The following is a 24,760-nucleotide window of genomic DNA, read 5'->3' as shown; positions in this document are numbered from 1 at the left end:
GGGGGCGGGGTTCAGCAGGGGCCGGAGGTCAGCCCATGTGGGGGTAGCCGTACTCGGTCGGCGGGACCAGGGTCTCCTTGATGGAGCGGGTCGAGGTCCAGCGGAGCAGGTTCGACGCGGCGCCGGCCTTGTCGTTGGTGCCGGAGGCGCGGCCGCCGCCGAAGGGCTGCTGGCCGACGACGGCGCCGGTGGACTTGTCGTTGATGTAGAAGTTGCCCGCCGCGAAGCGGAGCTTCTCCATCGCGTCCGCCGCCGCGTAGCGGTCCGCGGCGATGATCGAGCCGGTCAGGGCGTAGGCCGAGACGGACTCCATCTGCGCCAGCATGGCGTCGTAGTTCTCGTCCTCGTAGACGTGGATCGCCAGGATCGGGCCGAAGTACTCGGTCGTGAAGACCTCGTTCTCCGGGTCGGTGCAGACGATGACCGTCGGGCGGACGAAGTAGCCCTCGGAGTCGTCGTAGCTGCCACCGGCGACGATCTCGCAGGTCGGGTCGGCCTTGGCACGGTCGATCGCGGCCTTGTTCTTCGCGAAGGACCGCTCGTCGATGACGGCCCCGATGAAGTTGGACAGGTCGGTGACCGGGCCCATGGTGATGCCGTCGACCTCGGCCGCGAAGGCCTCCTTGAAGCCGTCGTTCCAGATGGAGGCCGGAACGTAGGCGCGCGAGGACGCCGAGCACTTCTGGCCCTGGAACTCGAAGGAGCCGCGGGTCAGGGCGGTCTTCAGGATCGCGCGGTCCGCGGACGGGTGCGCGACGACGAAGTCCTTGCCGCCGGTCTCGCCGACCAGGCGCGGGTAGGACCTGTACTTCTCGATGTTGTTGCCGACCGTCTTCCACAGGTACTGGAAGGTCTTGGTCGAGCCGGTGAAGTGGATACCGGCGAGCTCCGGGTGGTTCAGGGCCACCTCGGACACGGCGATGCCGTCGCCCGTCACCAGGTTGATGACGCCCTTGGGCAGGCCGGCCTCCTCCAGGAGCTCCATCAGGAGGACCGCGGAGTGGGTCTGCGTCGGGGACGGCTTCCACAGGACCACGTTGCCCATCAGGGCGGGAGCGGTCGGCAGGTTGCCGGCGATGGCCGTGAAGTTGAACGGCGTGATCGCGTAGACGAAGCCTTCGAGCGGGCGGTGGTCGCTGCGGTTCCACACGCCTGCGGAGTTCGCGACCGGCTGCTCGGCCAGGATCTGGCGGGCGAAGTGGACGTTGAAGCGCCAGAAGTCGACAAGCTCGCACGGGGTGTCGATCTCCGCCTGCTGGGCGGTCTTCGACTGGCCCAGCATGGTGGAGGCGGCGAGCTTCTCGCGCCACGGGCCGGACAGCAGCTCGGCGGCGCGCAGGATGATCGCGGCGCGGTCGTCGAAGGACATCGCGCGCCAGGCCGGGGCGGCGGCCAGGGCGGCGTCGATGGCCTCCTGGGCGTCGGCCTGGGTGGCGTTCGCGTAGGTGCCGAGCACCGACTTGTGGTCGTGCGGCTGGACCACGTCGAAACGCTCGCCGCCGCCCATCCGCTTGACACCGTTGATCGTCATCGGAAGGTCGACCGGGTTCTCGGCGAGCAGCTTGAGCTGCGCCTCGAGCCGCGTGCGCTCCGGGGTCCCGGGGGCGTACGAGTGGACCGGCTCGTTGACCGGCGCGGGGACCTGGGTCACAGCATCCATGGGGCTGATAACTCCTTAGACCTGGTTCTTGGCTAGTTCTTGGTGATCATCGAGCGGACGAAGAAGAGCAGGTTGGCGGGCTTCTCCGCGAGGCGGCGCATGAAGTAGCCGTACCAGTCCGTCCCGTACGCGGTGTAGACGCGCATCCGGTGACCCTCGGCGGCGAGCCGCAGGTGCTCCTCGCTGCGGATGCCGTACAGCATCTGGAATTCGTACTCGTCCAGCTTGCGCCCGGCCTTGCGGGCGAGCTCCTGGCCGATGGCGATCAGACGCGGATCGTGGGACCCGATCATCGGGTACCCCTCGCCGTCCATCAGGATCTTCAGGATGCGGACGTAGGCCTTGTCGATCTCCGCCTTGTCCAGGTACGCGACCTCGGCGGGCTCCTTGTAGGCGCCCTTGACGATCCGGACGCGGCTGCCGTTCGCGGCGAGCCGGCGGGCGTCGGCCTCGGTGCGGAAGAGGTAGGCCTGGATCACGCAGCCGGTCTGCGGGAAGTCCTTCCGCAGCTCCTCGTGGATGGCGAACATCGAGTCGAGGGTGGTGTGGTCCTCGGCGTCCAGCGTCACGGTGGTGCCGATGGCGGCGGCGGCCTCGACGACCGGGCGGACGTTGGCGAGCGCCAGCTCGTGGCCGCCCTCCAGCGCCTGGCCGAACATGGACAGCTTCACGGACATCTCGGCCTTCTCGCCGAGGCCGAGCTCCGCGAGGCGCTCGATGAGCTGGAGGTAGGCGTCGCGGGCGGCGTGGGACTGCTCCACCTCGGTGATGTCCTCACCGACGACGTCCAGGGTGACCTCGAGGCCGGCCCGCGTGAGGTCCTCGACGATCGGGATGACCTGATCGACCGTCTCGCCGGGGATGAACCGGTTCACCACGGGCTTGGTCACCGGGGCGGCAGAGACGATACGGCGCATCTTGTCGCTGCGCGAAGCGGCGAGGATCACGGGACCCAGCACGGGGCACCTCCAGCGGGTGGCAGAAGAAAAGCTCAAGTAAAACCACCGTGAAACTTAAGGATCGCTTTGATCCTCTGCCATCGACAGCTGTCACGCATCCGTGTCCGCGATCTCATACATCTGTCTGAAGAGCGGGGCCGGAGGTGGGAGAATGTCCGGGTGAAGGGCGATTACCAGGACCTGGTGGACGAGATCTCGGCGCTGCTCGGCGCCCCGGCGACCCTGGAGAACCGGGACTTCCGCCTCATCGCCTTCGGTGCCCACGACAGCGACGACGACCTCGCCATGGACCCGGTGCGCACCCGCTCGATCCTGACCCGGCAGTCGACAGCGGCCGTGCGGTCCTGGTTCGAGGGCTTCGGCATCGCCCGCGCCACCGGCCCCGTCCGCATCCCGGCGGCGCCCGACGCGGGGGTGTTCCGGGGCCGGATCTGCCTGCCCGTGCGCTACCGGGGCATCGTGCAGGGGTACGTGTGGCTGCTCGACCAGGAGCCCGGAACGCCCGGCCCCGGCCCCGCGGCGCTGGACGCGGCCATGGAGGTGGCCCAGCGGATCGGGGTGCTGCTCGCCGAGGAGGCGAAGGCGGGGGCGGACCTGTCGCGGGAGTTCCAGGCGGTCCTCACGGCGGGGCGGGGGTGGCAGCAGGACATGGCGGTGGCCGCACTGCGGGCCGCCCTCGGCCCGGCCGGGGACGGCCTGCACGCGGCGGTCTGCGTGGCGCCGTGGTCCGGCGAGGCCCCGGCGTCGGTGCCGGGCGCCGCGGCGGTCTGCGTCGTACCCCGGCGTGGCGGCGGGGCCGGCGAGCCGGGCGAGGCGCCCGGTTCCGGCGGGGCGGCGGGCCCGGCCCTGGCCGTGCTGCTGCGGCTGCGGTCGACGGACGCGCTGGCGCCGGCGCTGACGGCGGTGGCACGCCTGCTGCCGCGCCCGCCGGAACCGACGGCGGCCGCAGTGGGCGCCGTCTCGGGTGCGGGCGGCGCCGGGCCGCAGAACCGGGCGGCGGGCAGGACCTCGGCCGGGGCCTCCGCGCAGGCGGCGGGGGCGGCCGGACCGGCCGGCGCCGCGACGGCCCGCTCGGCGACGTCCGGGCAGGGGCCGGCCCGGTCCGCGAGTGCCGGCCAGGGGGCGGCCCGGTCCGCGACGGCCTCACCTGGGACATCCGCACCTGGGCCGGCCGGGCCCGCGTCGGCCGGACCCGGGGCGGTCACACCCGGGGCAGTCACCCCGGGGGCGGCCTGGGGCCCGGGGGGCGCCTCCCCGGCCGGCCCGCACCGGATGACCGCGGGAGTCGCCGACCCCGTCCGCGGGCTCGCCGACCTGCCCGCCGCCTGGGAGCAGGCCGTCGCCGCGGCCCGCGCGGCGGTCGCCGAGCCCCGGCTCGGCCCGGTCGCCCAGTGGTCGCGGATCGGGCCGTACCGGCTGCTGGCGAGCCTGGGCGCCGACCCGGTGGACGATCCGGCGGCCCGGCCGCTGCTCGCGCCCGCCCACCGCGAACTCGCCCGTACCGCAGAGGTGTTCCTGGACTGCGCCGGCCAGGCGGGCCGCGCCGCCGCGGCCCTCGGCATCCACCGCCAGACCCTCTACTACCGCCTCGGCCGCGTGGAGCAGCTGACCGGCCTCGACCTCGACGCGGGCGAGGACCGCCTGCTGTTGCACATGGCCCTCAAGGCCTCCCGTATGGCCTGAGGGTCACGTCCGGGACGGGACCGGCTGCGCCGGGAGCCCTCTCCGGGGCTACGCCTGCGCCCCGGTCACCGCCTCGGCGGCCCGGCGCATGCCCTCGGTGAACTCCTCGGCCGTGGCGGCCGACTCCGGGTCGAAGAGCCACTGCACCATCAGGCCGTTGAGCAGCGCCTGGTAGAAGGAGCCCAGGGTGCGCACGTCCCGCTCGTCGAGTTCGTCCTCCGGGGTACCGGTGAGCAGGGAGACCAGCCCGCGGCGCCCCGCGGCCTGCGAGGCCGCGAGCACGGCCCGCAGCTCGGGACGCCTGTCCCGGCCGAGCGCCACCTCCAGGCTCGCCGCCCAGACGGGCGCGGACTTCTCGCGCTGCCCGAGGACTCCTTCCCAGAGCGCCCGGAAGCGTTCCAGCGAGCCGTCCTCACCGGCCAGGCCGTCCTGGAAGACCGCCCCCCACTCCTCCATCAGCCCGATGAAGGCCTGGCTGAGCAGGGCGTCCTTCGAGCCGTAGTGGTAGCCGATGGAGGCCAGGTTCGTCCCCGACGCGCTGACGACGTCGCGCGCGGTGGTGCGTACGAACCCCTTCTCCACCAGGCACTTCTTGGCGCCCTCCAGCAGATCTTCGCGGTGTCCCATGGCCTCACCGTAGCCGCCTTGGACAGCGGTCCCGTACGGCCGTTCCATACAAGCGTCATATTCGAGCCTTCACGACGCACGCGGCCCGGCGCGGCGCGCCCTGCGGGACGCGGAAGGGCCCGGGGTCTGCCCCGGGCCCTTCCTCGTGGCACTGCCGTGGCGGCGTCAGGCGAGGCTGACGGTGCGCGCCGAGGCGGCGCCGATCTCGGCGGCGATGTCCGCGAGGACGTTCGCCGGCACCTCGGCGTCGACGGTGAGGACCGCGAGGGCCTCGCCGTGCTCCTCCGCACGGGCGACCTGCATGCCCGCGATGTTCAGGCCGCCCTCGCCGAGGACGCGGCCGACGGTGCCGACCACGCCGGGACGGTCGGTGTAGCGCAGGACGACCATGTAGTCGGCGAGCGCCAGGTCCACGTCGTACTCGCCGATGCCCACGATCTTCTGCAGGTGCTTCGGGCCCGCGAGCGTGCCGGAGACCGAGACCTCCTGACCGTCCGACAGGGTGCCGCGCACGGTCACCACGTTGCGGTGGTCCGGGGACTCCGAGCTGGTGGTCAGGCGCACCTCGACGCCGCGCTCCTGCGCGAACAGCGGGGCGTTGACGTAGGAGACCGTCTCGTCGACGACGTCCTCGAAGACACCCTTGAGCGCGGAGAGTTCGAGCACCTTGACGTCGTGCTGGGTGATCTCGCCGCAGACCTCGACGTCGAGCCGGACCGCGACCTCGCCGGCGAGGGCGGTGAAGATGCGGCCGAGCTTCTCGGCGAGCGGCAGGCCCGGACGGACGTCCTCGGCGATGACACCGCCCTGGACGTTGACCGCGTCCGGTACGAGCTCACCGGCGAGCGCGAGGCGCACCGACTTGGCGACCGAGACACCGGCCTTCTCCTGGGCCTCGTCCGTGGACGCGCCGAGGTGCGGGGTGCAGACGACCTGGTCGAGCTCGAAGAGCGGGGAGTCCGTGCAGGGCTCCTTCGCGTACACGTCGAGGCCGGCGCCGGCGACGCGGCCCTCCTTGATGGCCGAGTACAGGGCGGCCTCGTCCACGATGCCGCCGCGCGCGGCGTTGACGATGCGGACGGACGGCTTGACCTTGTGCAGGGCCTCGTCGCCGATGAGACCGATGGTCTCGGGGGTCTTGGGCAGGTGCACCGTGATGAAGTCGGCGACCTCGAGGAGCTCGTCCAGCGTCAGCATCTTGACGCCCATCTGGGCGGCGCGCGCGGGCTGCACGTAGGGGTCGTACGCGACGATCTTCATGCCGAAGGCCGACATGCGCTGCGCGACGAGGACGCCGATGCGGCCGAGGCCGACGACGCCCAGGGTCTTCTCGCTGAGCTCGACGCCCGTGTACTTGTTCCGCTTCCACTCGCCGTTCTTCAGGGCGGTGTTCGCCTGCGGGATGTTGCGGGCGGTGGCGACCAGCAGGCCGCAGGCGAGCTCGGCCGCGGTCACGATGTTCGAGGTCGGGGCGTTGACGACCATCACACCGGCCTTGGTGGCGGCGGAGACGTCGACGTTGTCCAGACCGACGCCGGCGCGGGCGACGACCTTCAGCTTCTTCGCCGCGGCGATGGCCTCGGCGTCGACCTTCGTCGCGGAGCGGACGAGGATCGCGTCGACGTCGACGATGGCGGGCAGCAGCTCCGCGCGGTCGGCTCCGTTGACGTGCCGGATCTCGAAGTCCGGACCGAGCGCGTCCACCGTGGCGGGCGACAGCTCTTCGGCGATGAGTACGACAGGTTTCGAGCTCACGTGGGTCATCCTCACAAGTCCAGTGCGGACGGCCGTCCCGACGGCCGCAGGCGGTGGAGGGGGTAGCCGCGTGGAAGACGCACGACACTGTGGGCCTGACGCGTATGTGTTGAGCAGTGTAGTGGCGCGGGCGGACCGGTTTTCCGCCTGTACGGAAGGATCACTCTTCCGTGGTTGGCCGGGGTGGACAAGCCACGCCCGCGAGAGCCCGGTCCCGGGCGCCCCGGTCACCGGTGCGGCCGGTGCCGCCCGGCCGCGTGATGTGCGGCGGGGCCGGGACGCTCACCGTCCCGGCCCCGCCGCCACGAGATCAGCTCTCGTCGTTGTCGACCCAGCTCATCAGCTTGCGCAGCTTCTTGCCGGTGGTCTCCAGCAGGTGCTCGGAGTCGGCCTTCTTGTACTCGTTGTACTTCGGCAGACCGGCCTTGTACTCGGCCATCCACTCCTCGGCGAACTTGCCGCTCTGGATCTCCTCCAGGACCTTCTTCATCTCGGCCTTGGTGGCGTCGGTGATGACGCGCGGGCCGGTGATGTAGTCGCCCCACTCGGCGGTCTCGGAGACCGACCAGCGCATCTTCTCCAGGCCGCCCTCGTACATGAGGTCGACGATGAGCTTCAGCTCGTGCAGGCACTCGAAGTAGGCGATCTCCGGCTGGTAGCCGGCCTCGGTCAGGGTCTCGAAACCGGCCTTGACCAGCGCGGACGCACCACCGCAGAGGACGGCCTGCTCACCGAACAGGTCGGTCTCGGTCTCCTCGGTGAAGGTGGTCTTGATGACACCGGCGCGGGTGCCGCCGATGCCGGCCGCGTAGGAGAGCGCCAGGTCGAAGGCCTTGCCGGTGGCGTCCTGCTCGACGGCGGCGATGCACGGAACGCCGCGGCCCTCCTCGTACTGGCGGCGGACCAGGTGGCCCGGGCCCTTCGGCGCGACCAGGGCGACGTCCACGTTGGTGGGGGGCTTGATGAAGCCGTAGCGGACGTTGAAGCCGTGGCCGAAGAAGAGCGCGTCGCCCTCCTTGAGGTGGTCCTTGATGGACTCCTCGTAGATCTCGGCCTGCAGCGGGTCCGGGGTGAGGATCATGATGACGTTCGCCCATTCGGCGGCCTCGGCCACGGGGACGACCTTCAGGCCCTGCTCCTCGGCCTTGGCCTTGGACTTCGAGCCCTCCTTCAGGCCGACGACGACGTCGACGCCGGAGTCACGGAGCGACAGCGCGTGGGCGTGGCCCTGGCTGCCGTAACCGATGACCGCGACCTTGCGGCCCTGGATGATGGACAGGTCGGCGTCGTTCTCGTAGAACAGCTCGGCCACTGGGATATCTCCTTGGTGCGCTGGTGTTGCTCCCACCGTACGGCGGGGAACGGAATCTGAGTCTGTCGGTCTCGCTATGCGGGCCGAGCGTGTCTGCGGCGGCCCGGGCGGGCGTCGTACCGCGGGCGCCGGGCCTCGGCCGCCGCGCCGGTACGGGTCAGGCGCTGCGGTCGAGCGCGCGCAGGCTGCGGTCCGTGATGGACCGTCCGCCACGCCCTATGGCGATCGTGCCGGACTGCACGAGCTCCTTGATGCCGAAGGGCTCCAGCATCTTGAGCATGGCGCCGAGCTTGTCGGAGCCGCCGGTCGCCTCGATGGTGACGGCCTCCGGGGAGACGTCGACCGTCTTGGCGCGGAACAGCTGGACGATCTCGACGATCTGCGAACGGGTTTCGTTGTCGGCGCGGACCTTCACCAGGACGAGTTCGCGCTCGATGGCGTTGTGCGGCTCCAGCTCGACGATCTTGAGCACGTTGACCAGCTTGTTCAGCTGCTTGGTCACCTGCTCCAGCGGGAGGTCCTCGACGTTGACGACGATGGTGATGCGGGAGATGTCGGGGTGCTCGGTGACGCCGACCGCGAGGGAGTCGATGTTGAACCCGCGGCGGGAGAACAGGGCGGCGATCCGGGCGAGGATGCCGGGCGTGTTCTCGACCAGGACGGAGAGCGTGTGCTTGGACATGTGAGGCGTTCTCTCTCTCGGCTCTCTCGGCTCAGTCGTCTTCGTTGTCGCCGAAGTCGGGACGGACGCCCCGGGCTGCCATGACCTCGTCGTTGGAGGTGCCGGCGGCGACCATCGGCCACACCATGGCGTCCTCGTGGACGATGAAGTCGATGACGACGGTGCGGTCGTTGATGGCGTTGGCCTCGGCGATGACCTTGTCCAGGTCGGCCGGGTCCTCACAGCGCAGCGCCACGCAGCCCATGGCCTCGGAGAGCTTGACGAAGTCCGGGACGCGCGTGCCCTTGCGGGGCGCGATGGACTCGCCGAGCTGGGAGCCGACCGTGTCGTGACCGGTCTCGTCGGCGTGCAGGACGGTGTTGGAGTACCGCTGGTTGTAGAACAGCGTCTGCCACTGGCGGACCATGCCCAGCGCACCGTTGTTGATGATCGCGACCTTGATCGGGATGTTGTTCAGGGCGCAGGTGACCAGCTCCTGATTGGTCATCTGGAAGCAGCCGTCGCCGTCGATCGCCCAGACGGTGCGCTCGGGCATGCCGACCTTGGCGCCCATCGCGGCCGGGACCGCGTAGCCCATGGTTCCGGCGCCGCCCGAGTTCAGCCAGGTGCGGGGCTCCTCGTACTTGACGAAGTGCGAGGCCCACATCTGGTGCTGGCCGACACCGGCCGCGAAGACCGTGCCCTTCGGCGCGAGCGCGCCGATCCGCTCGATGACCTGCTGCGGCGAGAGGCTGCCGTCCTCGGGCAGGTCGTAGCCCAGCGGGTAGGTCTCGCGCCAGCGGTTGAGGTCGTTCCACCAGGCGGTGTAGTCGCCGGCGCTTCCCTCGGTGTGCTCGGCCTGGACCGCCTGGATCAGGTCGGCGATGACCTCGCGGGCGTCACCGACGATCGGGACGTCGACGGCGCGGTTCTTGCCGATCTCGGCCGGGTCGATGTCCGCGTGGATGATCTTGGCGAAGGGGGCGAAGCTGTCCAGCTTGCCGGTGACGCGGTCGTCGAAGCGGGTGCCGAGCGCGATCAGCAGGTCCGACTTCTGGAGCGCGGTGACACCGGTGACGCTGCCGTGCATGCCGGGCATGCCGACGTGCAGCGGGTGGCTGTCGGGGAAGGAGCCCAGCGCCATCAGGGTGGTGCAGACCGGGACGCCGGTCAGCTCGGCGAGGACCTTCAGCTCGGCGGTCGCGCCGGACTTCATGACGCCGCCGCCGACGTACAGCACCGGGCGCTTGGCCTGGCAGATGAGCTTGGCGGCCTCGCGGATCTGCTTGGCGTGCGGCTTGGTGACCGGCCGGTAGCCGGGGAGGTCCTGGGAGGGCGGCCACGCGAAGGTGGTCTTCGCCTGCAGGGCGTCCTTGGCGATGTCGACGAGGACCGGGCCCGGGCGGCCGGTGGCGGCGATGTGGAACGCCTCGGCGATCGTCCTCGGGATGTCCTCGGCCTTGGTGACCAGGAAGTTGTGCTTGGTGATCGGCATGGTGATGCCGACGATGTCCGCCTCCTGGAAGGCGTCGGTGCCGATCGCCTTGGAGGAGACCTGGCCGGTGATCGCGACGAGCGGGACGGAGTCCATGTGCGCGTCGGCGATCGGGGTGACCAGGTTGGTGGCGCCCGGGCCGGACGTGGCCATACAGACGCCGACCTTGCCGGTGGCCTGGGCGTAGCCGGTGGCGGCGTGGCCGGCCCCCTGCTCGTGGCGGACCAGGATGTGACGGACCTTCTTGGAGTCCATCATCGGGTCGTACGCGGGGAGGATGGCGCCTCCCGGAATCCCGAAGACGGTGTCGCACCCCACCTCTTCGAGAGAGCGGATGAGGGACTGCGCACCCGTGACGTGCTCAACTGCGGCGGACTGCTGTCCGCCGGAACGGGGCCGCGGCTGCGGATGGTGGGCCCCGGTGGCCTGCTCGGTCATCGGCATTCTCTTCTCGAAGCTGAGGGTTTTACGCGGATTCGACTCTGTGCCAGTGCAACAAAAAACCCCTCGTGCCAGGAGGCAAGCGAGGGGAGCGCGTCGGGTGTGTTGAGCGGGGACATGCAGGCCCCAGCTTCAGCCGACGCGCTTTCCAAGTACGAGAATTCGGGTGCGCATGGCACTGACCCTCCCTCCGGCGGGAGGGTGATGTCAAGTAGGTGGGACGGGCGTCTCATTATGTGAGCCTCTGCGGACGACCATGGAGCCCCCGGAGGAGCCGCCCGCCAGTGCGGGCTGGGCCGCTCCGCCCGGTACTGGGAACGTACCGCGCACCAGCGCGCGCCGCAGCCTGTACTCGTCGAGGGGGCCGGAAAAGGCCATCCCCTGGCCGTGTGTGCACCCCATGGCGCGCAGCGCGGCCACCTGCTCCGGCAGGTCCACCCCGTCGGCCACCGACCGCATGCCGAGGTCGTTTGCGATGCGCAAGAGGCCGGCTGTGATCTTGTGCAGGCGGGCCGACTCGACCACGCCCTCCACCAGCCCCCGGTCCAGCTTGAGCAGGTCCACGGGGAGCCGGCGCAGGGCGCTGATGGCGGCGTAGCCGCTGCCGAAGCCGTCCAGGGCGATCCCCACCCCGAGCCGGTGCAGGGCGGCGAGGCGGCGCTCCAGGTCGTCGAAGGGGACCCTGGGGTCGGAGACCGCGAGCTCCAGCATGAGGGCCCCGGAGGGCAGGCCGTGCCGGGTCAGGAGTGCTTCCACGGAGCCGATCGGCATGGCGCTGTCCAGCAGCCGCTGGGCGGTCATCCGCACGGCCACCGGTACGTCGTGTCCGGCCCGGTGCCGGTCGGCGGCCTGCTCGACGGCCTCCTCCAGCAGCCAGCGGCCCAGCTCGGCGGTGCGCGAGGCGTCCGGGCCGGTGCCGGCCGCGCCGCCCGCCACGCCCTCGCTGTATTCGGCCACCCGGAGGAACTCCGCCGGGGTGAAGAGGATCCCCTGGGCCGACCGCCACCGCGCCTGCGCGGCGACGGCCGCGATCTCTCCGGTGGCCAGCGAGACCATGGGCTGGTGGAGCAGGGCGAACTCTCCCTCGTGCAGTGCGGTGCGCAGCCGGCCCGCCAGCTCGGCCTTGCGCACCACCTCTGCCTGCATCTGGGGGGCGTACACCTCGACCCGGTCCTTGCCTCCGGCCTTGGCCCGGTACATCGCGAGGTCCGCGTTGCGCATCAGGTCCGAAGGGGTGATCCCGGGGTCGGCGAAGGCCACGCCGATGCTGGCCGCCACCCGTACCTCGTTGCCGCCGATCCGGTACGGCTGGGAGAGCCGGGCGCGGAGCCGGTCGGCGATCTCGCGGGCCTGGTACTCGCGGGCGCTGCGGTCGCGGCTGCCGTCGCCGAGGATCAGCGCGGCGAACTCGTCGCCGCCGAGCCGGGCGGCGGTGTCCCCGGCCCGGACGGAGTCCTGGAGCCTGCGGGCGGCCTCGACGAGCAGTTCGTCGCCGGCCTGGTGGCCGATGGTGTCGTTGACCGCTTTGAAGCCGTCGAGGTCGATGAAGAGGACGGCGGTGCTGTGGTCGCCGGCGCGGCGGCCCGTCAGGGCCTGGCGTACACGCCGGGTGAAGAGGGCCCGGTTGGGCAGGTCGGTCAGGGGGTCGTGCTCGGCGCTGTGCTGGAGCTGGGCCTGGAGCCGGACGCGCTCGGTGACGTCCCGGCTGTTGAGGATGAGTCCGCCCTGGTGACGGTTGACGGTGGACTCCACGTTCAGCCACTCGCCGCCGCCCGACTTGAAGCGGCATTCGATGCGGGTGGTGGGTTCCTCGGCGGGCGGTGCGGCGAGGAAGCGGCGTACCTCGTGGACCACCCTGCCGAGGTCGTCGGGGTGGATCAGGGTGGCCAGTTCCGTGCCGACCAGCTCCTCCGCCTCGCGGCCGTAGACCCCGGCGGCGGCCGGGCTGACGTAGCGCAGGGTCCCGGTGGGTGCGGCGATCATGATGACGTCGCTGGAGCCCTGGACCAGGGAGCGGAAGTGGTTCTCCTTCTGCGCCAGTTCCTGGGTCAGCGCGATGTTGTCGAGGAGCATGATGCCCTGCCGGATGACGAGGGCGAGCACGACCGTGCAACCGGTGAAGACGACCATCCGGTCGACCTTCCGGCCGTCCACGACGTTGTAGAGGATTCCGAGGGTGCACACGGCAGCCGCGAGGTAGGGCGTGAGGGCGGGCAGCGACCCGGTGAGCGGGCGGCTGTGCGGGCGGTCCCGGCGCGGGGGGCCGGCCGGCACCGGGCCCTGGTGGATGCGCCGGGCGCCCCAGGGCGCGTACGCGAGCAGCAGCGAGCCGGCGAACCAGCCGGCGTCGAGCAGCTGCCCGGACTGGTACTCGGCGCTCAGCAGGGGCGAGGTGAACAGGGCGTCGCTGAGGACGGTCAGGGCCAGCGCCGCGATGGCGGTGTTCACGGCGGAGCGGTTGGTCTCGCTCCGCCGGAAGTGCAGGACGAGGACCATCGAGACGAGCGCGATGTCCAGCAGGGGGTAGGCGAGGGAGAGCGCGGCGCGCGGGACGCTGCCCGGGGCGCCGGACTGCGCGGTGCGCGCGGCGTGGGCCAGGGCGAGGCTCCAGGACAGCGTGAGCAGGGAGCCGCCGATGAGCCATGAGTCGAGCCCGAGGCAGACCCAGCCGGCGCGGGTGACCGGGCGTTTGGCGAGGACGAGCAGGCCCACGATGGCGGGCGGGGCGAAGCAGAGGAAGGCGAAGTCGGCGAGCGAGGGCTTCGGCACGTCCTGGCCGAGGACCACCTCGTACCAGCCCCAGACGGCGTTGCCGCAGGCGCCCATGAGGGAGGAGAAGGCGAAGAGCAGCCAGGCGGGGCGCTCCCGGTTGTCGATCGTCCGCGAGTAGGTGTAGCAGGAGACTGCGGCCAGCAGTCCGGCCGTACTCAGTCCGAAGTCGCCCATGATCTCTGCGAGTTCCTCGGACCCCCAGTTGAGGGCGGCACCGACGGCATACCCGCCGCAGACGACCGCGAGGATCACCTGCATCGCCCGGCACCTGCCTCCGCCCGATACGGACGGCCGGTCCAGGAGCGCCGCCCCCTGGGTGCTCACCGGTCCCCCTCGCCGGCTGGTCCCGGCGCGGCCCAGTCCCGGCAGCGTCGCCTTCTGCGGCCGTGCCGCGTCGGATCCTTCATCCATTGGCCGTGCATCGCCCGTCGCCCCCCAAAGTGTCCGATCACTCCCCAGCGCCAGACGTTCCCGGCGCAGCCCCTTCTTCCGGACGATACACCACTTTCGTCACTCAGGGACATAGTTGGCCTACGCTCCGTTACCAAGCAGGGAGTTGCGGCGACGACACGCGTTCGGATGACTGCGGAGCGTACACGCCACGGGTGTCGTTCCGGGGGCGGTCATTCGGTGATCAGCACGGTGTGCTCCACGGGCTCTCCGGCGGCGAAGCGGGTGAGCTGGCGCACCAGCAGTCGCTTGGCCCGCGGCTCGAACGCCGAGCTGCTGCCGCCGACATGAGGCGTGATCAGGACGTTCGGAGCGTGCCAGAGCGGGTGGCCGGCGGGCAGCGGTTCCGGGTCGGTGACGTCGAGCGCCGCGCGCAGCCGGCCGGACTCCACCTCCGCCAGCAGGGACTTGGTGTCGACGACGGGGCCGCGCGAGACGTTCACGAGCAGGGCGCCGTCCTTCATCCGGGCGAGGAACCCGGCGCCCACGAGCCCTCGGGTGGCTTCGGTCAGGGGCGTCACGAGGATCACCACGTCGGCCTGCGGCAGGAGCCGGGGCAGCTCGGCGATGGCGTGCACCGGCCCGCGTTCGGTGGTCCGCGCAGACCGGGCCACCCGTTCGATCCGTTCGCACTCGAACGGCACGAGCCGGTCCTCGACGGCCGAGCCGATGGATCCGTAGCCGATGATCAGAACTGACTTGTCGGCGAGGGCGTCGTAGAAGCCGGAGCGCCATTCCTCGCGGTCCTGCCCGCGGACCATGCCGGGGATGCCGCGCAGGGAGGCGAGGGTCAGGGCGAGGGCCAGCTCGGCGGTGCTGGCCGTGTGGACCCCCACGGCGTTGCACAGCCGTACGCCGGGGCGCAGGTCTGCGAGGCCGCCCAGCATGTGGTCGATGCCGGCCGTCAGGGTCTGGACGACCCGGACGGCCGGCATCGCGGCGAGCGGGCGCACGGTGACCTCGGCGGACTTCATGTAGGGGGCCACGTAGAAGACGCAGTCGGCCGGATCGGCCGGGAAGGCGTCCTCGCCGTCCCACTGGCGGTACCGGAAGGAGTCGGGGAGGCCGGCGACCTCTTCGGCGGGGAAGGGGAGCCAGACGTCCCCGGGCGTTGCAGTCATGATCACGAGGCTATGCCAAGCCGTCTTGATCAAGCCGTTAGTTTGGTTGCCGGAGCGGAGGGGGACGCAGGGGTGGAGCGCAGGTCGATCGGGGCGGGGACGCTGAGCGTGGGCGCCGTCGGCCTCGGCTGTATGCCGATGAGCTGGGCGTACACGCCTTCGCGGCGACGGGGACACGAGTCGCTGGCCGCCGTGCATGCGGCGCTGGACCTGGGATCGAACCTGCTGGACACGGCCGATGTGTACGGGCCGTTCACCAACGAGCTGCTGCTGGGGCGGGTGCTGCGGGAGCGGCGGTCCGACGCGTTCGTGTCGGCCAAGGTCGGACTGCGGGCGGGCGACCAGCACGTGGTGGCGGACGGGCGGCCCGGCTATCTGCGGCGGGCTTGCGACGCCTCGCTGCGGCGGCTGCGCACCGACGTCATAGACCTCTACCAGCTGCACCGGGTGGACCCGGAGGTCCCGGTGGAGGAGACCTGGGGGGCCCTGGCGGAACTGGTGGGCGCCGGGAAGGTGCGGGCGCTCGGTTTCTGCGCGCTGGGGGCCGGGGCCGGCCCGGGGGCGGGGCGGCGCGGTGACCGCGGGTACCGGACGACGCTGCGGCACCTGGAGCGGATGCAGCAGGTGTTCCCGGTGAGCGCGGTGCAGGCGGAGCTGTCGGTGTGGTCGCCGGAGGCGGCGCGGCAGCTGCTGCCGTGGTGCGCGGCGCGCGGGGTGGGGTTCCTGGCGGCGATGCCGCTGGGCAGCGGGTTCCTGACCGGGACCCTCAGGCCGGGCGAGGGCTTCGAGCCGGAGGACGTCCGGGCCCGGCACCCGCGATTCACGGCGGAGGCGATGGCCTCGAACCAGGTGCTGGTGGCGGGGCTGCGGCGGGTGGCGCTGCGGCACGGGCCCGAGGTCACGGTCGCCCAGGTAGCCCTGGCCTGGGTGCTGGCGCAGGGGCCGCAGGTGGTGCCGGTGCCCGGCGCGGACCGTGCGCACTGGGCCGTGGAGAACGCGCGGGCGGCGCAGCTGCGGCTCACGGCCGCGGACCTGGCCGAGATCGCGGGCCTTCCGGTGGACGTGGGAGCCTGGGACTGACCGCCCACAACCACTCGATCGGGTGTACGAGTGGTGGAACTTCGGGAACTGCCCCGGCTGTTGAGACGGGTGAAGGGCAGGATCGGAGGACCGGAAGGGAGCAGGGCGATGCGATACGGAAGTTCTCCCGGGCAGGCGGGGTGCGCGGGGCCCGGCGGGCGGCGCCGGAGCGTGCTGGCGGCGGTGGCACTGGCCGGGTGCGGTGCGCTGCTGGCGACGGGGTGCTCCCCAGAGGGCGCCCCGGACGCCGGGCGCGGGGCTTCCCCACCGGGAGCGACATCGGCGGGGACGGGGTCACCGGGCCCCTCCGGGAGCGGGGCCGCCTCGCCGTCGGCGTCCGGGCCCCCCGCGAAGGGGTCGGTGACGGTCACCGGCGAGGTGGCCAAGGGCCTGGAGTCGCCGTGGGGTGTGGCCCCGCTGCCGGGAGGTGACCTTCTGGTCGCCTCCCGGGACAAGGGCACGATCAGCCGGGTCGCCGCCGGGTCGGGCACGGTGACGCAGATCGGCGAGGTGCCCGGCGTGGATCCGGGCGGCGAGGGCGGACTGCTGGGTCTTGCGTTGTCGCCGGACTTCGCCTCGGACCGTCTGGTGTATGTCTACTTCACGACCGCGTCCGACAACCGGATAGCGCGGCTGCGCTATGACGAGCAGAGACCTCCCGGGCAGCAACTGGGCGCGCCGGACACCGTGTTCCGGGGGATCCCCAAGGGACTGATCCACAACGGCGGACGGATCGCCTTCGGCCCGGACAGGATGCTGTATGCGGGGACGGGAGAGACGGGTGTCACCGGGCTCGCGCAGGACAGGAAGTCGCTCGGCGGCAAGATCCTGCGGATGACTCCGGACGGGGATCCGGTGCACGGTAATCCGGAGGCGGATTCGGTCGTCTATTCCTACGGGCACCGCAATGTGCAGGGCCTCGCCTGGGACAAGGACAAACGGCTGTGGGCGGCCGAGTTCGGCCAGCACACCTGGGACGAGCTGAATCTGATCGAGCCCGGTGCGAACTACGGCTGGCCCGAGGCCGAGGGGAAGGCCGGCAGGCCCGGCATGCGGGATCCGGTGGCGGTGTGGAAGACGGACGAGGCCTCGCCGAGCGGGATCGCCTGGGCGGAGGGGTCGATATGGATGGCCGGGCTGAGGGGCGCGCGGCTGTGGCGGATCCCGCTGTCCGGGACGGCGCCGGTGGCCGAGCCCGAGGCCTTCCTGACGGACAAGTACGGCCGGCTGCGGTCGGTGATCGCTCTCGGGGGTGACCGGCTGCTGCTGGTCACGAGCGAAACGGACGGGCGCGGGTCGCCGGAGGCGGGCGACGACAGGATCCTGACACTGACGGTGCGATGACCGGCATGCCCCCGGGCGGGGGCGAAGGGTGCGTGGACACGGTGTTCAACATGATCGAGGAGCTGTTCAGCCCGGGACGCAAGCACACGAACGACGAGAAGAAGCGGCTGGAGCTGTCCCGGGCCGATGTGGGCGACAACGATCCGGGACGGGGCCCGATAGACCTCGACTCCGGCAGGGTGCTCATACGCCTGGACGAGGAGCCCGCCGACGGTCACTGACCGGCCCAGCGCCGGCCGTGCCGGGCGGACCGGTCGGGGTGGCTGGTACGGGAGGGGTGAAGAGGCGGAGCCTGTGGGCGAGTGCGGCCGCTTCCCCTCGGCCGGCGACACCCAGTTTGGCCAGGATGTTCGAGACGTGCACGCTCGCCGTCTTCGGGGAGATGAAGAGTTCCTCGGCGATCCTGCGGTTGGTGCTGCCCGCCGCCACCAGTTGCAGGACGTCCCGCTCGCGGCTGGTCAGGCCGAGCGCCTCGGCCGGGTCCGGCTGAGCCTCGGGGGCCTGCGCAGGGGTGTCGTCGGCCGTCAGGGGGATCCGTGCGCGCCGGGCGAGCAGGGCCAGGTCCTCCCGCAGCCGGCGTGAGCCGATCCGGTCGGCGGTGGCGTGGGCCTCGCGCAGCAGGGCGGCCGCGGGCTCCTTGTCGCCGACGGCCAGCAGGGCCTCGGCGAGCCGGTGGCGGGCCCGGGCCAGCAGGTACGGGCGCTGCAGCGGGCGGACGGCCTCCTCCACGGCGGTCCAGTCGGCGACGGTGTCCCGGGCCTCGGCCCGCAGCAGTTCGGCCCGCAGGTATTCGGCGTGCGCGGTCCACACCGGGACCGGGGTGGCGAGGGTGCGGGCGGCGGTGCGCAGCACGTCCAGGGCGGCGGCGCGGCCGGCTTCGGCGGCGGGGAGTCCGCGGGCGTCCGCCTCGGCGGAGGCGGAGGCGAGCAGCAGGGGCCAGGCGTAGCGGTGCTGTCCGAGCGGGAAGCCGGTGGCCACGGCGGCGGCCGTCTCGGACCGGACGTCGGCGATCCGGCCCTCCCCCGCGGCGACCCCGATAGCCAGGCGGTGCAGCGGGATCCGGTGCTGGGGCTGGGTCTCGTGCGTGCCGAAGTGGCTGTGGGCGGCGGCGAGCCGGTGGGCCGCCTCGGCCGACTCGCCCCGGGCCAGGGCCAGGTGGGCGAGCCGCGCGGAGGCGGAGCCGCGCGGGGCCGCGCTCCGGCCGACCAGCAGGGTGCGGCGGGCCGCTTCGGCGGCCTCGTCCCAGCGGCCGAGGCTGTAGAGGCTCTCGGCCATGTTTCCGCAGATCCAGGCCTCGGTGTCCAGCAGCCGGGACCGCCGGGCCAGTTCGGTCCCCTGTTCGCACAGTTCCACGGCCTCGTGGGACCGTCCCAGGCTTTCCAGCTGAGAGGAGAGGTTGATATGCGCACGACCCGCAAGGAGCGCCATCCCGAGTTCCATGGCCCGTTCCCTGACCGCGTACATCTCGGCGATGCCGCCCGGGCCGTCGCCGGCGTCGGTGAGCAGGGCGCCGACCGTGATCCTGGCGTTGAGCTCGGTCTCGGCCGCGCCGACCATCCGGGCGTATTCGACGGCGCGTTCGGCGGCGGCGAGGTTGCCCGGTCCGGGCTTGTGGAGCATGCCCCAGCTCGCGGCCCGGACCAGGACCTCGGCGTGCACCTGGGACGGGGGCAGCCCCCGGACGAGGTCCTGCGCCCTGGCTATCTCCTCCCAGCCGTCGCCGCGGCCGAGGGAGGCGACCAGGCGGGAGCGCTCGGTCCAGAACCACGCGGCGCGCAGCGGGTCGCCATGTTCCTCCAGCAGGTGCAGCGCCGTCTTCGTGACCTTCAGGGCGCGTTCGCGTTCCCCTCCGTAGCGCGCCGCGACGGTCGCCTCGGCCAGCAGGTCGAGGCGCTGGAGCGGGGTGGTGGCGGGGTCGCAGCCGCAGGGCGGGTACACCTCCGTGCAGTCGGCCGGGCGAAGCGCCTCGCGGACCTCCTCCGGGGTGCTGTCCCACAGGTCCAGCGCCCTCTCCAGCAGGTTCAGCTGCTCGGAGTAGGCGTGGCGGCGGCGGGCGGCGACGGAGGCGGCCAGTACGGCGGGCAGCGCCTTGGCGGGGTCGTTGGCGTGGTACCAGTGGCTGGCCAGCCGGATGACCCGCTCCTCGGCGCGGATCAGGTGGGCGTCGGCCTCCACCGCCTCGGCGTAGCGGCGGTTGACGCGGGCGCGCTCGCCGGGCAGCAGGTCGTCGCCGACGGCCTCGCGGACCAGAGAGTGCCGGAAGCGGTAGCCGTCGCCGTCGGGGGTGGCGAGGAGGATGTTGGCTCCGACGGCGGCTCTGAGCGCCTCGATCAGTTCGTCCTCGGAGAGCCCGGCGACGGCGCGCAGCAGCGGGTACTCCACGGTGGAGCCTCCCTCGGCGACGATGCGCACCAGGCGCTGGGTGTCGTCGGGGAGCACCTCGACGCGGACGAGGAGGAGGTCGCGCAGGGATTCCGTGAGGCCGGTGCGGCAGCCGCTCTGCCGGGAGGCGACGAGTTCCTCGACGAAGAAGGCGTTGCCGTCGGACCGGTCGAAAACGGTGTCCACGAAGTCCTCGTCGGGCTGTGCGGCGAGGATGCCGCCGAGCTGGCGGCGTACCTCGGCGCGGTTGAAGCGGGAGAGTTCGATCTTCCCGACGGTGCGGAGCCGGTCGAGTTCGGCGAGGAGCGGGCGCAGCGGGTGGCGGCGGTGGACGTCGTCCGAGCGGTAGGTGGCGACGACGACGAGACGGCCTGCGGCGAGGGTACGGAAGAGGTAGGAGAGCAGGTGCCGGGTGGAGGCGTCCGCCCAGTGCAGGTCCTCCAGGACGAGGACGACGGTGCGGCCGGCGGCGAGTCGCTCCAGCATCCGGGCCGTCAGGTCGAAGAGCCGGGCGGTGCTCTCCTCGTCGTGCGGTCCCCTGGGGGTGTCGCCGAGTTCGGGGAGGATCCGGGCGAGTTCGTCCTCCTGGCCCGCGGTCGCGGCCGCCAACTCCTCGGGGAGCAGGCGGTGCAGGGTGCGCAGCGCTGTCGAGAAGGGGGCGAAGGGAAGGCCCTCCGCCCCGATCTCGACGCAGCCGCCGACGGCGACGACGGCGCCCCGCCGGTCCGCCTCGGAGAGGAATTCCTCGGTGAGGCGGGTCTTGCCGACCCCGGCCTCTCCCCCGATGAGCACCGCCTGGGGCTCCCCGCCTCCGGCGCGGGTCAGTGCGTCGGTGAGGACGGCCAGTTCGTCGGCGCGGCCGACGAACACCGGGCTGACAGATCTGGTCTCCACGTCGCCGAGCATCGCACAGGGTCCGTGGCCCGCGGCACCCGATACGGGGTCGTTCCGCACGGCGCGAGGGTTCACGCGGACCGGCGCGCGGAACGGGCGCCGCGGGGCCCGGGTGTGGTCACCCGCCCCCGGGGTTCCCGGCCGCGTGTGGTGGCGCGGTGCGCCTTCCGGGCTTCCCGGACCACGTGGTACGCGGCCGCTTCACGGAGGAGGTCGGTGGTGCGGGCGGCCGCGGCGATCTCGTGCTCGAACATGTCGGACTCCCTGGTTGCGGTTCTCGGCACCTCGTTCGGTGTGATCCGAGATTCGCCTCCCAGGGGGCACCGGCGCATCGGTCGCATGCCGCATCCGGCGGGGGCCGGGGGCCTTGGTCCGGCGGGGGCCGGCCGGGACGGGCCACGGGCGCCTAAGGCAGTGCCGAGGCACCTCCTTAGACGGCTCCTGCCTTCGGGATGGCCAGGAGGAGGTCGAAGTACATGAGGACGAAGAGCAGTACGCCGAGGGCGCCCAGGCCGATGCCGGCCCAGGAGACGGACCGCACCCAGGTGGGGAGGGTGCGCTCGGGGGTGCTGAAGGCCGGGAGGGCGAGCACGAAGGTGGCGATGATGAGGGCGAGGGCGGAGAAGACACCGTTGACCATCGCGGTGGTGTGCCACGGATCGACGAACTGGGCGGCGATCTGCGCGTTGGCGTCGGCGGCCTGGCTCAGCTCCAGACGGGCGGCGACGCTCGCGCGCTCGGACACGATGCCGGCGACCCAGCTTCCGCTGAGGGCGACGACGGAGAGACCGGCGGAGACGATCGCGAAGGCCGCGGAGCCCACGTGGCCCGGCTGCTCCTCGTCCGCGGGGTCCTCGGCGAACTCGTCGTCGAGGTCGGCGTCGGCGAGGGCGGCGGAGCCGTTGTCGGCCGCGGCGTCGAGGTCGGCATCGGCCTTGGCCTCGGTCGCGGCCTCCTGGGCGGTCTCGGTCTTCTCGAGGTCGACCGGGGTGGTGTCCGCCTCGGCGGCGTTCGGGGCGGGGGTCTTCGTGGTGTCCATGCGGGGCACCGTAGGGGCCGTGTCTGAGAGTTCTCTGAGAATCCGGTGGTCGTGGCCGTATCGGGCCCCGCGGTCGGCGGGGCCCGGGCGGCGTGCCTCAGGAGGAGCGGGTGGCGGCCCACTCGTGGGCGAGGATCGACCAGACCTCGGTGTCCTGGCGGACGCCCCGGTGGAAGTAGTTCTCCCGCAGGACGCCCTCGCGGGTCATGCCGAGGCGTTCGGCGACGGCGAGGCTCTTCTTGTTGCCGGTGGCGGCGTGCCATTCGACGCGGTGCATGCCGCGCTCGCCGAAGGCGTAGTCGATCAGGATCCGGCAGGCCTTGGTCACCAGGCCGCGGCCGGCTGCGGCGGGCTCCAGCCAGCAGCCGATCTCGCAGTTCCCGGCGTCGGCGTCGAAGTTGGGGTAGAGGACGCCGCCCACGAGGGTGCCGTCGAGGCGGATGCCGAAGAAACGGGCGCCGTCCTCACCGGCCTTCACGGCGTACTTGGCCAGGAAGGCCCTGGCGGAGTCGACGTCCGGGGACCGGTCCGGGAAGCCGACGTACTGGCCGATGTACTCGCGGCCGCGCTCGATGTGCGCGAAGAACTCCTCGGCGTGCCGGGCCTCCAGCGGGAACAGCTGGGCGCCTTCGGCGAGGTCTATCGAGAACATGCGGCTTCTTCCTTGGGTCTCGTGCGGCGGTTCGCCGGATCACCGGGAGGCTGTGGCGGGCTCGGCCTCGTCCTCGCTCGTGGTGGGGACGGTGCCGGACCGCTGTGCCGGAAGTGTCGCATGGGGACGGCGCTCGGGGGCCTCGATGCTGATGCGGGGGAGCCGCCGGTCGAGCCAGGCAGGCAGCCACCAGTTGGCGCCGCCGAGCATGTGCATCAGGGCCGGGACGAGGAGGGTGCGCAGCACGAAGGCGTCGAGGGCCACGGCCGCGGCGAGTGCGATGCCGAACATCGCGATGATCCGGTCGCCGCTGAGCACGAAGGCGAGGAAGACGGAGATCATGATGACGGCGGCGGAGTTGATGACGCGGCTGGTCTCGGCGAGGCCGACGCGCACGGCACGCCTGTTGTCGCCGGTCTCCAGCCACTCCTCGTACATCCGGCTGACGAGGAAGACCTGGTAGTCCATCGACAGTCCGAAGAGGACGGACACCATGATCACGGGCAGGAAGGGCTCGATGGGGCCGGCGCTGCCCAGGCCCAGCCGTTCGCTGCCCCAGCCCCACTGGAAGATCGCGACCACGACTCCGAAGGAAGAGGCGACGGCGGCGACGTTCATGGCCGCCGCCTTCAGCGGGATGCCGATGGACCGGAAGGCCAGCAGCAGCAGGACGCAGCCGAGGGCGATGACCACGCCCACGAAGAGCGGCAGCTTCCCGATGATGACCTCGGCGAAGTCGTCGTAGGCGGCTGTCACACCGCCGACGTGGACCTCCATGGGGCTGCCCTGGCCGGCGCGCGGGATGACGTCCTGCCGGAGCGTGTCGACGAGGTGGCTCGTGGCCCGGGACTGGGGGGCGGAGTCCGGTACGACGGTCAGGACGGCCGTGTCGCCGCTGCGGTTGAAGACGGCGGGGCCGGTGGAGGCGACGCCCGGTGTCGTCCGCAGGGCCTGCTCCAGCCGGTCCACGGCGAGCCGGTCCCCTGCGCCGTCCAGCCGGGCGACGACGGCGAGCGGGCCGTTCGCGCCGGGCCCGAAACCGTCCGCGAGCAGGTCGTAGGCCTGCCGGGTGGTGGAGCCGGCCGGGTTGTTGCCCTGGTCGGAGGTGCCCAGGTGGAGGGAGAGGGTGGGCAGTGCCAGGACCACCATGACGGCGGTGGCGACGGCGCCGAGCAGCTTGGGGTGGCGCTCGACGAAGGCGGACCAGCGGGCGGCGAAGCCGGAGGTCCGCTCGGGCTGCGGGCCCTCGGCGGCGAGCCGGCGGCGCTCACGGCCGGAGAGGGCCCGCATGCCGATCAAGGAGAGCAGCGCGGGCAGCAGGGTCACGGAGGCGGCGACGGTCAGAACGACCGTCACGCATGCCGCTATCGCGACGCCGTTGAGGAAGTTCAGCCTCAGCACCAGCATGCCGAGCAGCGCGATGCAGACGGTGAGGCCCGCGAAGACGACGGCCCGGCCGGTGGTGGCGACGGCCCCGGCGGCGGCCTCCTCCACGGGAAGGCCGCGCATGAGGCCCTTGCGGTGCCGGGTGACGATGAACAGCGCGTAGTCGATGCCGACGCCGAGGCCGATGAGGGTGCCGAGCATGGGGGCGAAGTCGGCGACCGGCATCGCGTGCCCGAGCAGGGTGATGCCGAAATAGGCGGTGCCGACGCTGACGAGGGCGGTCGCGATGGGCAGCAGGCTCGCTGCGAGGGAGCCGAAGGCGAGGAACAGGACGAGGGCCGCGACGGCCACGCCTATGACCTCGGCGAGGTGCGCGGTGGGGGCCTCGGTGAGCTGGATGGCGCGGCCGCCCAGTTCCACCTGGAGTCCGCCGGCCTCGGTGGTGGAATTCTTCGCGGTGTCGACGACGGCTCTGGCCTGGGCCTTGGGTACGGAGTCGGCCGGCTGGTCGAAGGTCACCACTGCGTAGGCGGTGCGCCCGTCGGGGCTGATGCGCGCGGCGCTCTCGGGGCCGGGACCGTACGGTCCGGCGACCGATCCGACACCGGGCAGTGCGGCGACGGCTTCGAGGGCCCGGGTCATGCGCTGTTCGATGTCCGGGGTGCGCGCGTTCTGGTGGTCCGGGGCCCGCCACACGATGGTGTCGGTGTCGCCGCCCTGACCGTGGAAGCCTTCGCGCAGGAGGTCGTTGGCTTTCCCGGACTCGGTGCCGGGGACCTCGTAGTTGTTGGAGTACGCCGTTCCGGCGGTCACTGCGGCCGCCGCGGTCCCGCCGAGGGCGAGCAGCCAGATCAGGACGGCGAGAAGACGGTGGCGCATGCACCACCGCGCGAGGACTGCCAACGGACGTGCTCCCTGGTGGGTTCGGATCTTTACCGGGAGACAGCCCGTCGCAAAGAACGCGTGAACTCGTGAAGGCCCGGCCGAAGGCCCGGGGGGTCGCCCCGTGGTCCGGCCCAGATGGTCTGCAACCCCCACGGTCTCAGC

Annotated in this window: 18 protein-coding genes; 4 read left to right on the top strand and 14 right to left on the bottom strand. The window is 72.0% G+C overall.

Annotated elements, in window-relative coordinates; translation table 11 throughout:
* Window positions 1–28 precede the first annotated feature (28 nt).
* Together pruA and NRK68_RS24220 are read right to left on the bottom strand one after the other, a co-directional pair.
* On the bottom strand, window positions 29–1,660 hold the full coding sequence (gene pruA / locus NRK68_RS24225; protein ID WP_257856691.1) for an L-glutamate gamma-semialdehyde dehydrogenase: 1,632 nt from the start codon (window positions 1,658–1,660) through the stop codon (window positions 29–31).
* Between the two features lie 32 nt (window positions 1,661–1,692).
* Window positions 1,693–2,619 carry a proline dehydrogenase family protein gene (locus tag NRK68_RS24220; RefSeq protein WP_046776264.1) on the bottom strand — a complete coding sequence of 309 codons (927 nt, stop codon included), beginning with the start codon at window positions 2,617–2,619 and terminating at the stop codon, window positions 1,693–1,695.
* A gap of 159 nt (window positions 2,620–2,778) precedes the next feature.
* Here NRK68_RS24220 and NRK68_RS24215 point away from each other — a divergent pair, with 159 nt between their 5' ends.
* Window positions 2,779–4,302, top strand: a complete 1,524-nt coding sequence (locus NRK68_RS24215; protein WP_257856690.1) for a PucR family transcriptional regulator — start codon at window positions 2,779–2,781, stop codon at window positions 4,300–4,302.
* A gap of 48 nt (window positions 4,303–4,350) precedes the next feature.
* On the opposite strand, the gene NRK68_RS24210 is transcribed toward NRK68_RS24215, so the two are convergent.
* From NRK68_RS24210 to NRK68_RS24180, 7 genes are all read right to left on the bottom strand, one after another.
* Window positions 4,351–4,929 carry a TetR/AcrR family transcriptional regulator gene (locus NRK68_RS24210; protein ID WP_257856689.1) on the bottom strand — a complete coding sequence of 193 codons (579 nt, stop codon included), beginning with the start codon at window positions 4,927–4,929 and terminating at the stop codon, window positions 4,351–4,353.
* Window positions 4,930–5,094: 165 nt separating this feature from the next.
* Window positions 5,095–6,684: a phosphoglycerate dehydrogenase gene (gene serA, locus NRK68_RS24205; RefSeq protein ID WP_183068569.1), complete on the bottom strand. Its 1,590-nt coding sequence runs from the start codon at window positions 6,682–6,684 to the stop codon at window positions 5,095–5,097.
* A gap of 310 nt (window positions 6,685–6,994) precedes the next feature.
* A complete protein-coding gene (gene ilvC, locus NRK68_RS24200) occupies window positions 6,995–7,996 on the bottom strand; it encodes a ketol-acid reductoisomerase (RefSeq protein ID WP_030664757.1) in 1,002 nt (333 codons plus the stop codon).
* Window positions 7,997–8,153: 157 nt separating this feature from the next.
* The gene (gene ilvN, locus NRK68_RS24195; protein WP_030027475.1) at window positions 8,154–8,678 is read right to left on the bottom strand and encodes an acetolactate synthase small subunit; all 525 of its coding nucleotides are present in this window, start codon (window positions 8,676–8,678) and stop codon (window positions 8,154–8,156) included.
* A gap of 31 nt (window positions 8,679–8,709) precedes the next feature.
* Entirely contained in the window at window positions 8,710–10,596 is a 1,887-nt protein-coding gene (locus NRK68_RS24190) for an acetolactate synthase large subunit (protein WP_183068568.1), read from the bottom strand.
* A gap of 204 nt (window positions 10,597–10,800) precedes the next feature.
* Window positions 10,801–13,689 carry a putative bifunctional diguanylate cyclase/phosphodiesterase gene (locus NRK68_RS24185; protein WP_257856688.1) on the bottom strand — a complete coding sequence of 963 codons (2,889 nt, stop codon included), beginning with the start codon at window positions 13,687–13,689 and terminating at the stop codon, window positions 10,801–10,803.
* A 299-nt stretch (window positions 13,690–13,988) separates the two neighbouring features.
* Window positions 13,989–14,936 (bottom strand): 2-hydroxyacid dehydrogenase, encoded by a 948-nt coding sequence (locus NRK68_RS24180; RefSeq protein ID WP_257856687.1) that lies wholly within the window; start codon window positions 14,934–14,936, stop codon window positions 13,989–13,991.
* 72 nt (window positions 14,937–15,008) lie between these two features.
* Between NRK68_RS24180 and NRK68_RS24175 the strand changes: the two genes are divergently transcribed.
* The 3 genes from NRK68_RS24175 to NRK68_RS24165 all read left to right on the top strand — a co-directional run bounded on the left by NRK68_RS24175 (window position 15,009) and on the right by NRK68_RS24165 (window position 17,581).
* Complete coding sequence (locus NRK68_RS24175; protein ID WP_257856686.1) at window positions 15,009–16,016, top strand: aldo/keto reductase; 1,008 nt, start codon at window positions 15,009–15,011, stop codon at window positions 16,014–16,016.
* Window positions 16,017–16,124: 108 nt separating this feature from the next.
* Complete coding sequence (locus tag NRK68_RS24170) at window positions 16,125–17,360, top strand: PQQ-dependent sugar dehydrogenase (protein WP_257856685.1); 1,236 nt, start codon at window positions 16,125–16,127, stop codon at window positions 17,358–17,360.
* Window positions 17,361–17,401: 41 nt separating this feature from the next.
* A complete protein-coding gene (locus NRK68_RS24165) occupies window positions 17,402–17,581 on the top strand; it encodes a DUF6191 domain-containing protein (protein ID WP_183068696.1) in 180 nt (59 codons plus the stop codon).
* Here NRK68_RS24165 and NRK68_RS24160 read toward each other — a convergent pair.
* From NRK68_RS24160 to NRK68_RS24140, 5 genes are all read right to left on the bottom strand, one after another.
* Window positions 17,544–20,648 (bottom strand): helix-turn-helix transcriptional regulator, encoded by a 3,105-nt coding sequence (locus tag NRK68_RS24160; RefSeq protein WP_257857916.1) that lies wholly within the window; start codon window positions 20,646–20,648, stop codon window positions 17,544–17,546. The two genes, NRK68_RS24165 and NRK68_RS24160, sit on opposite strands and share 38 nt — an antisense overlap.
* A 59-nt stretch (window positions 20,649–20,707) precedes the next feature.
* Complete coding sequence (locus NRK68_RS24155) at window positions 20,708–20,890, bottom strand: hypothetical protein (RefSeq protein ID WP_257856684.1); 183 nt, start codon at window positions 20,888–20,890, stop codon at window positions 20,708–20,710.
* Between the two features lie 176 nt (window positions 20,891–21,066).
* The gene (locus tag NRK68_RS24150; protein ID WP_257856683.1) at window positions 21,067–21,675 is read right to left on the bottom strand and encodes a hypothetical protein; all 609 of its coding nucleotides are present in this window, start codon (window positions 21,673–21,675) and stop codon (window positions 21,067–21,069) included.
* Between the two features lie 97 nt (window positions 21,676–21,772).
* Entirely contained in the window at window positions 21,773–22,327 is a 555-nt protein-coding gene (locus NRK68_RS24145) for a GNAT family N-acetyltransferase (RefSeq protein ID WP_183068561.1), read from the bottom strand.
* Between the two features lie 39 nt (window positions 22,328–22,366).
* Window positions 22,367–24,616 (bottom strand): MMPL family transporter, encoded by a 2,250-nt coding sequence (locus NRK68_RS24140; protein ID WP_257856682.1) that lies wholly within the window; start codon window positions 24,614–24,616, stop codon window positions 22,367–22,369.
* Window positions 24,617–24,760: the final 144 nt, after the last annotated feature.

This window comes from Streptomyces yangpuensis, assembly GCF_024666385.1.
Lineage (GTDB): Bacteria > Actinomycetota > Actinomycetes > Streptomycetales > Streptomycetaceae > Streptomyces > Streptomyces yangpuensis.
Note: the sequence above shows the minus strand (reverse complement) of the source record. Positions and strands in the feature narration are given on the sequence as shown.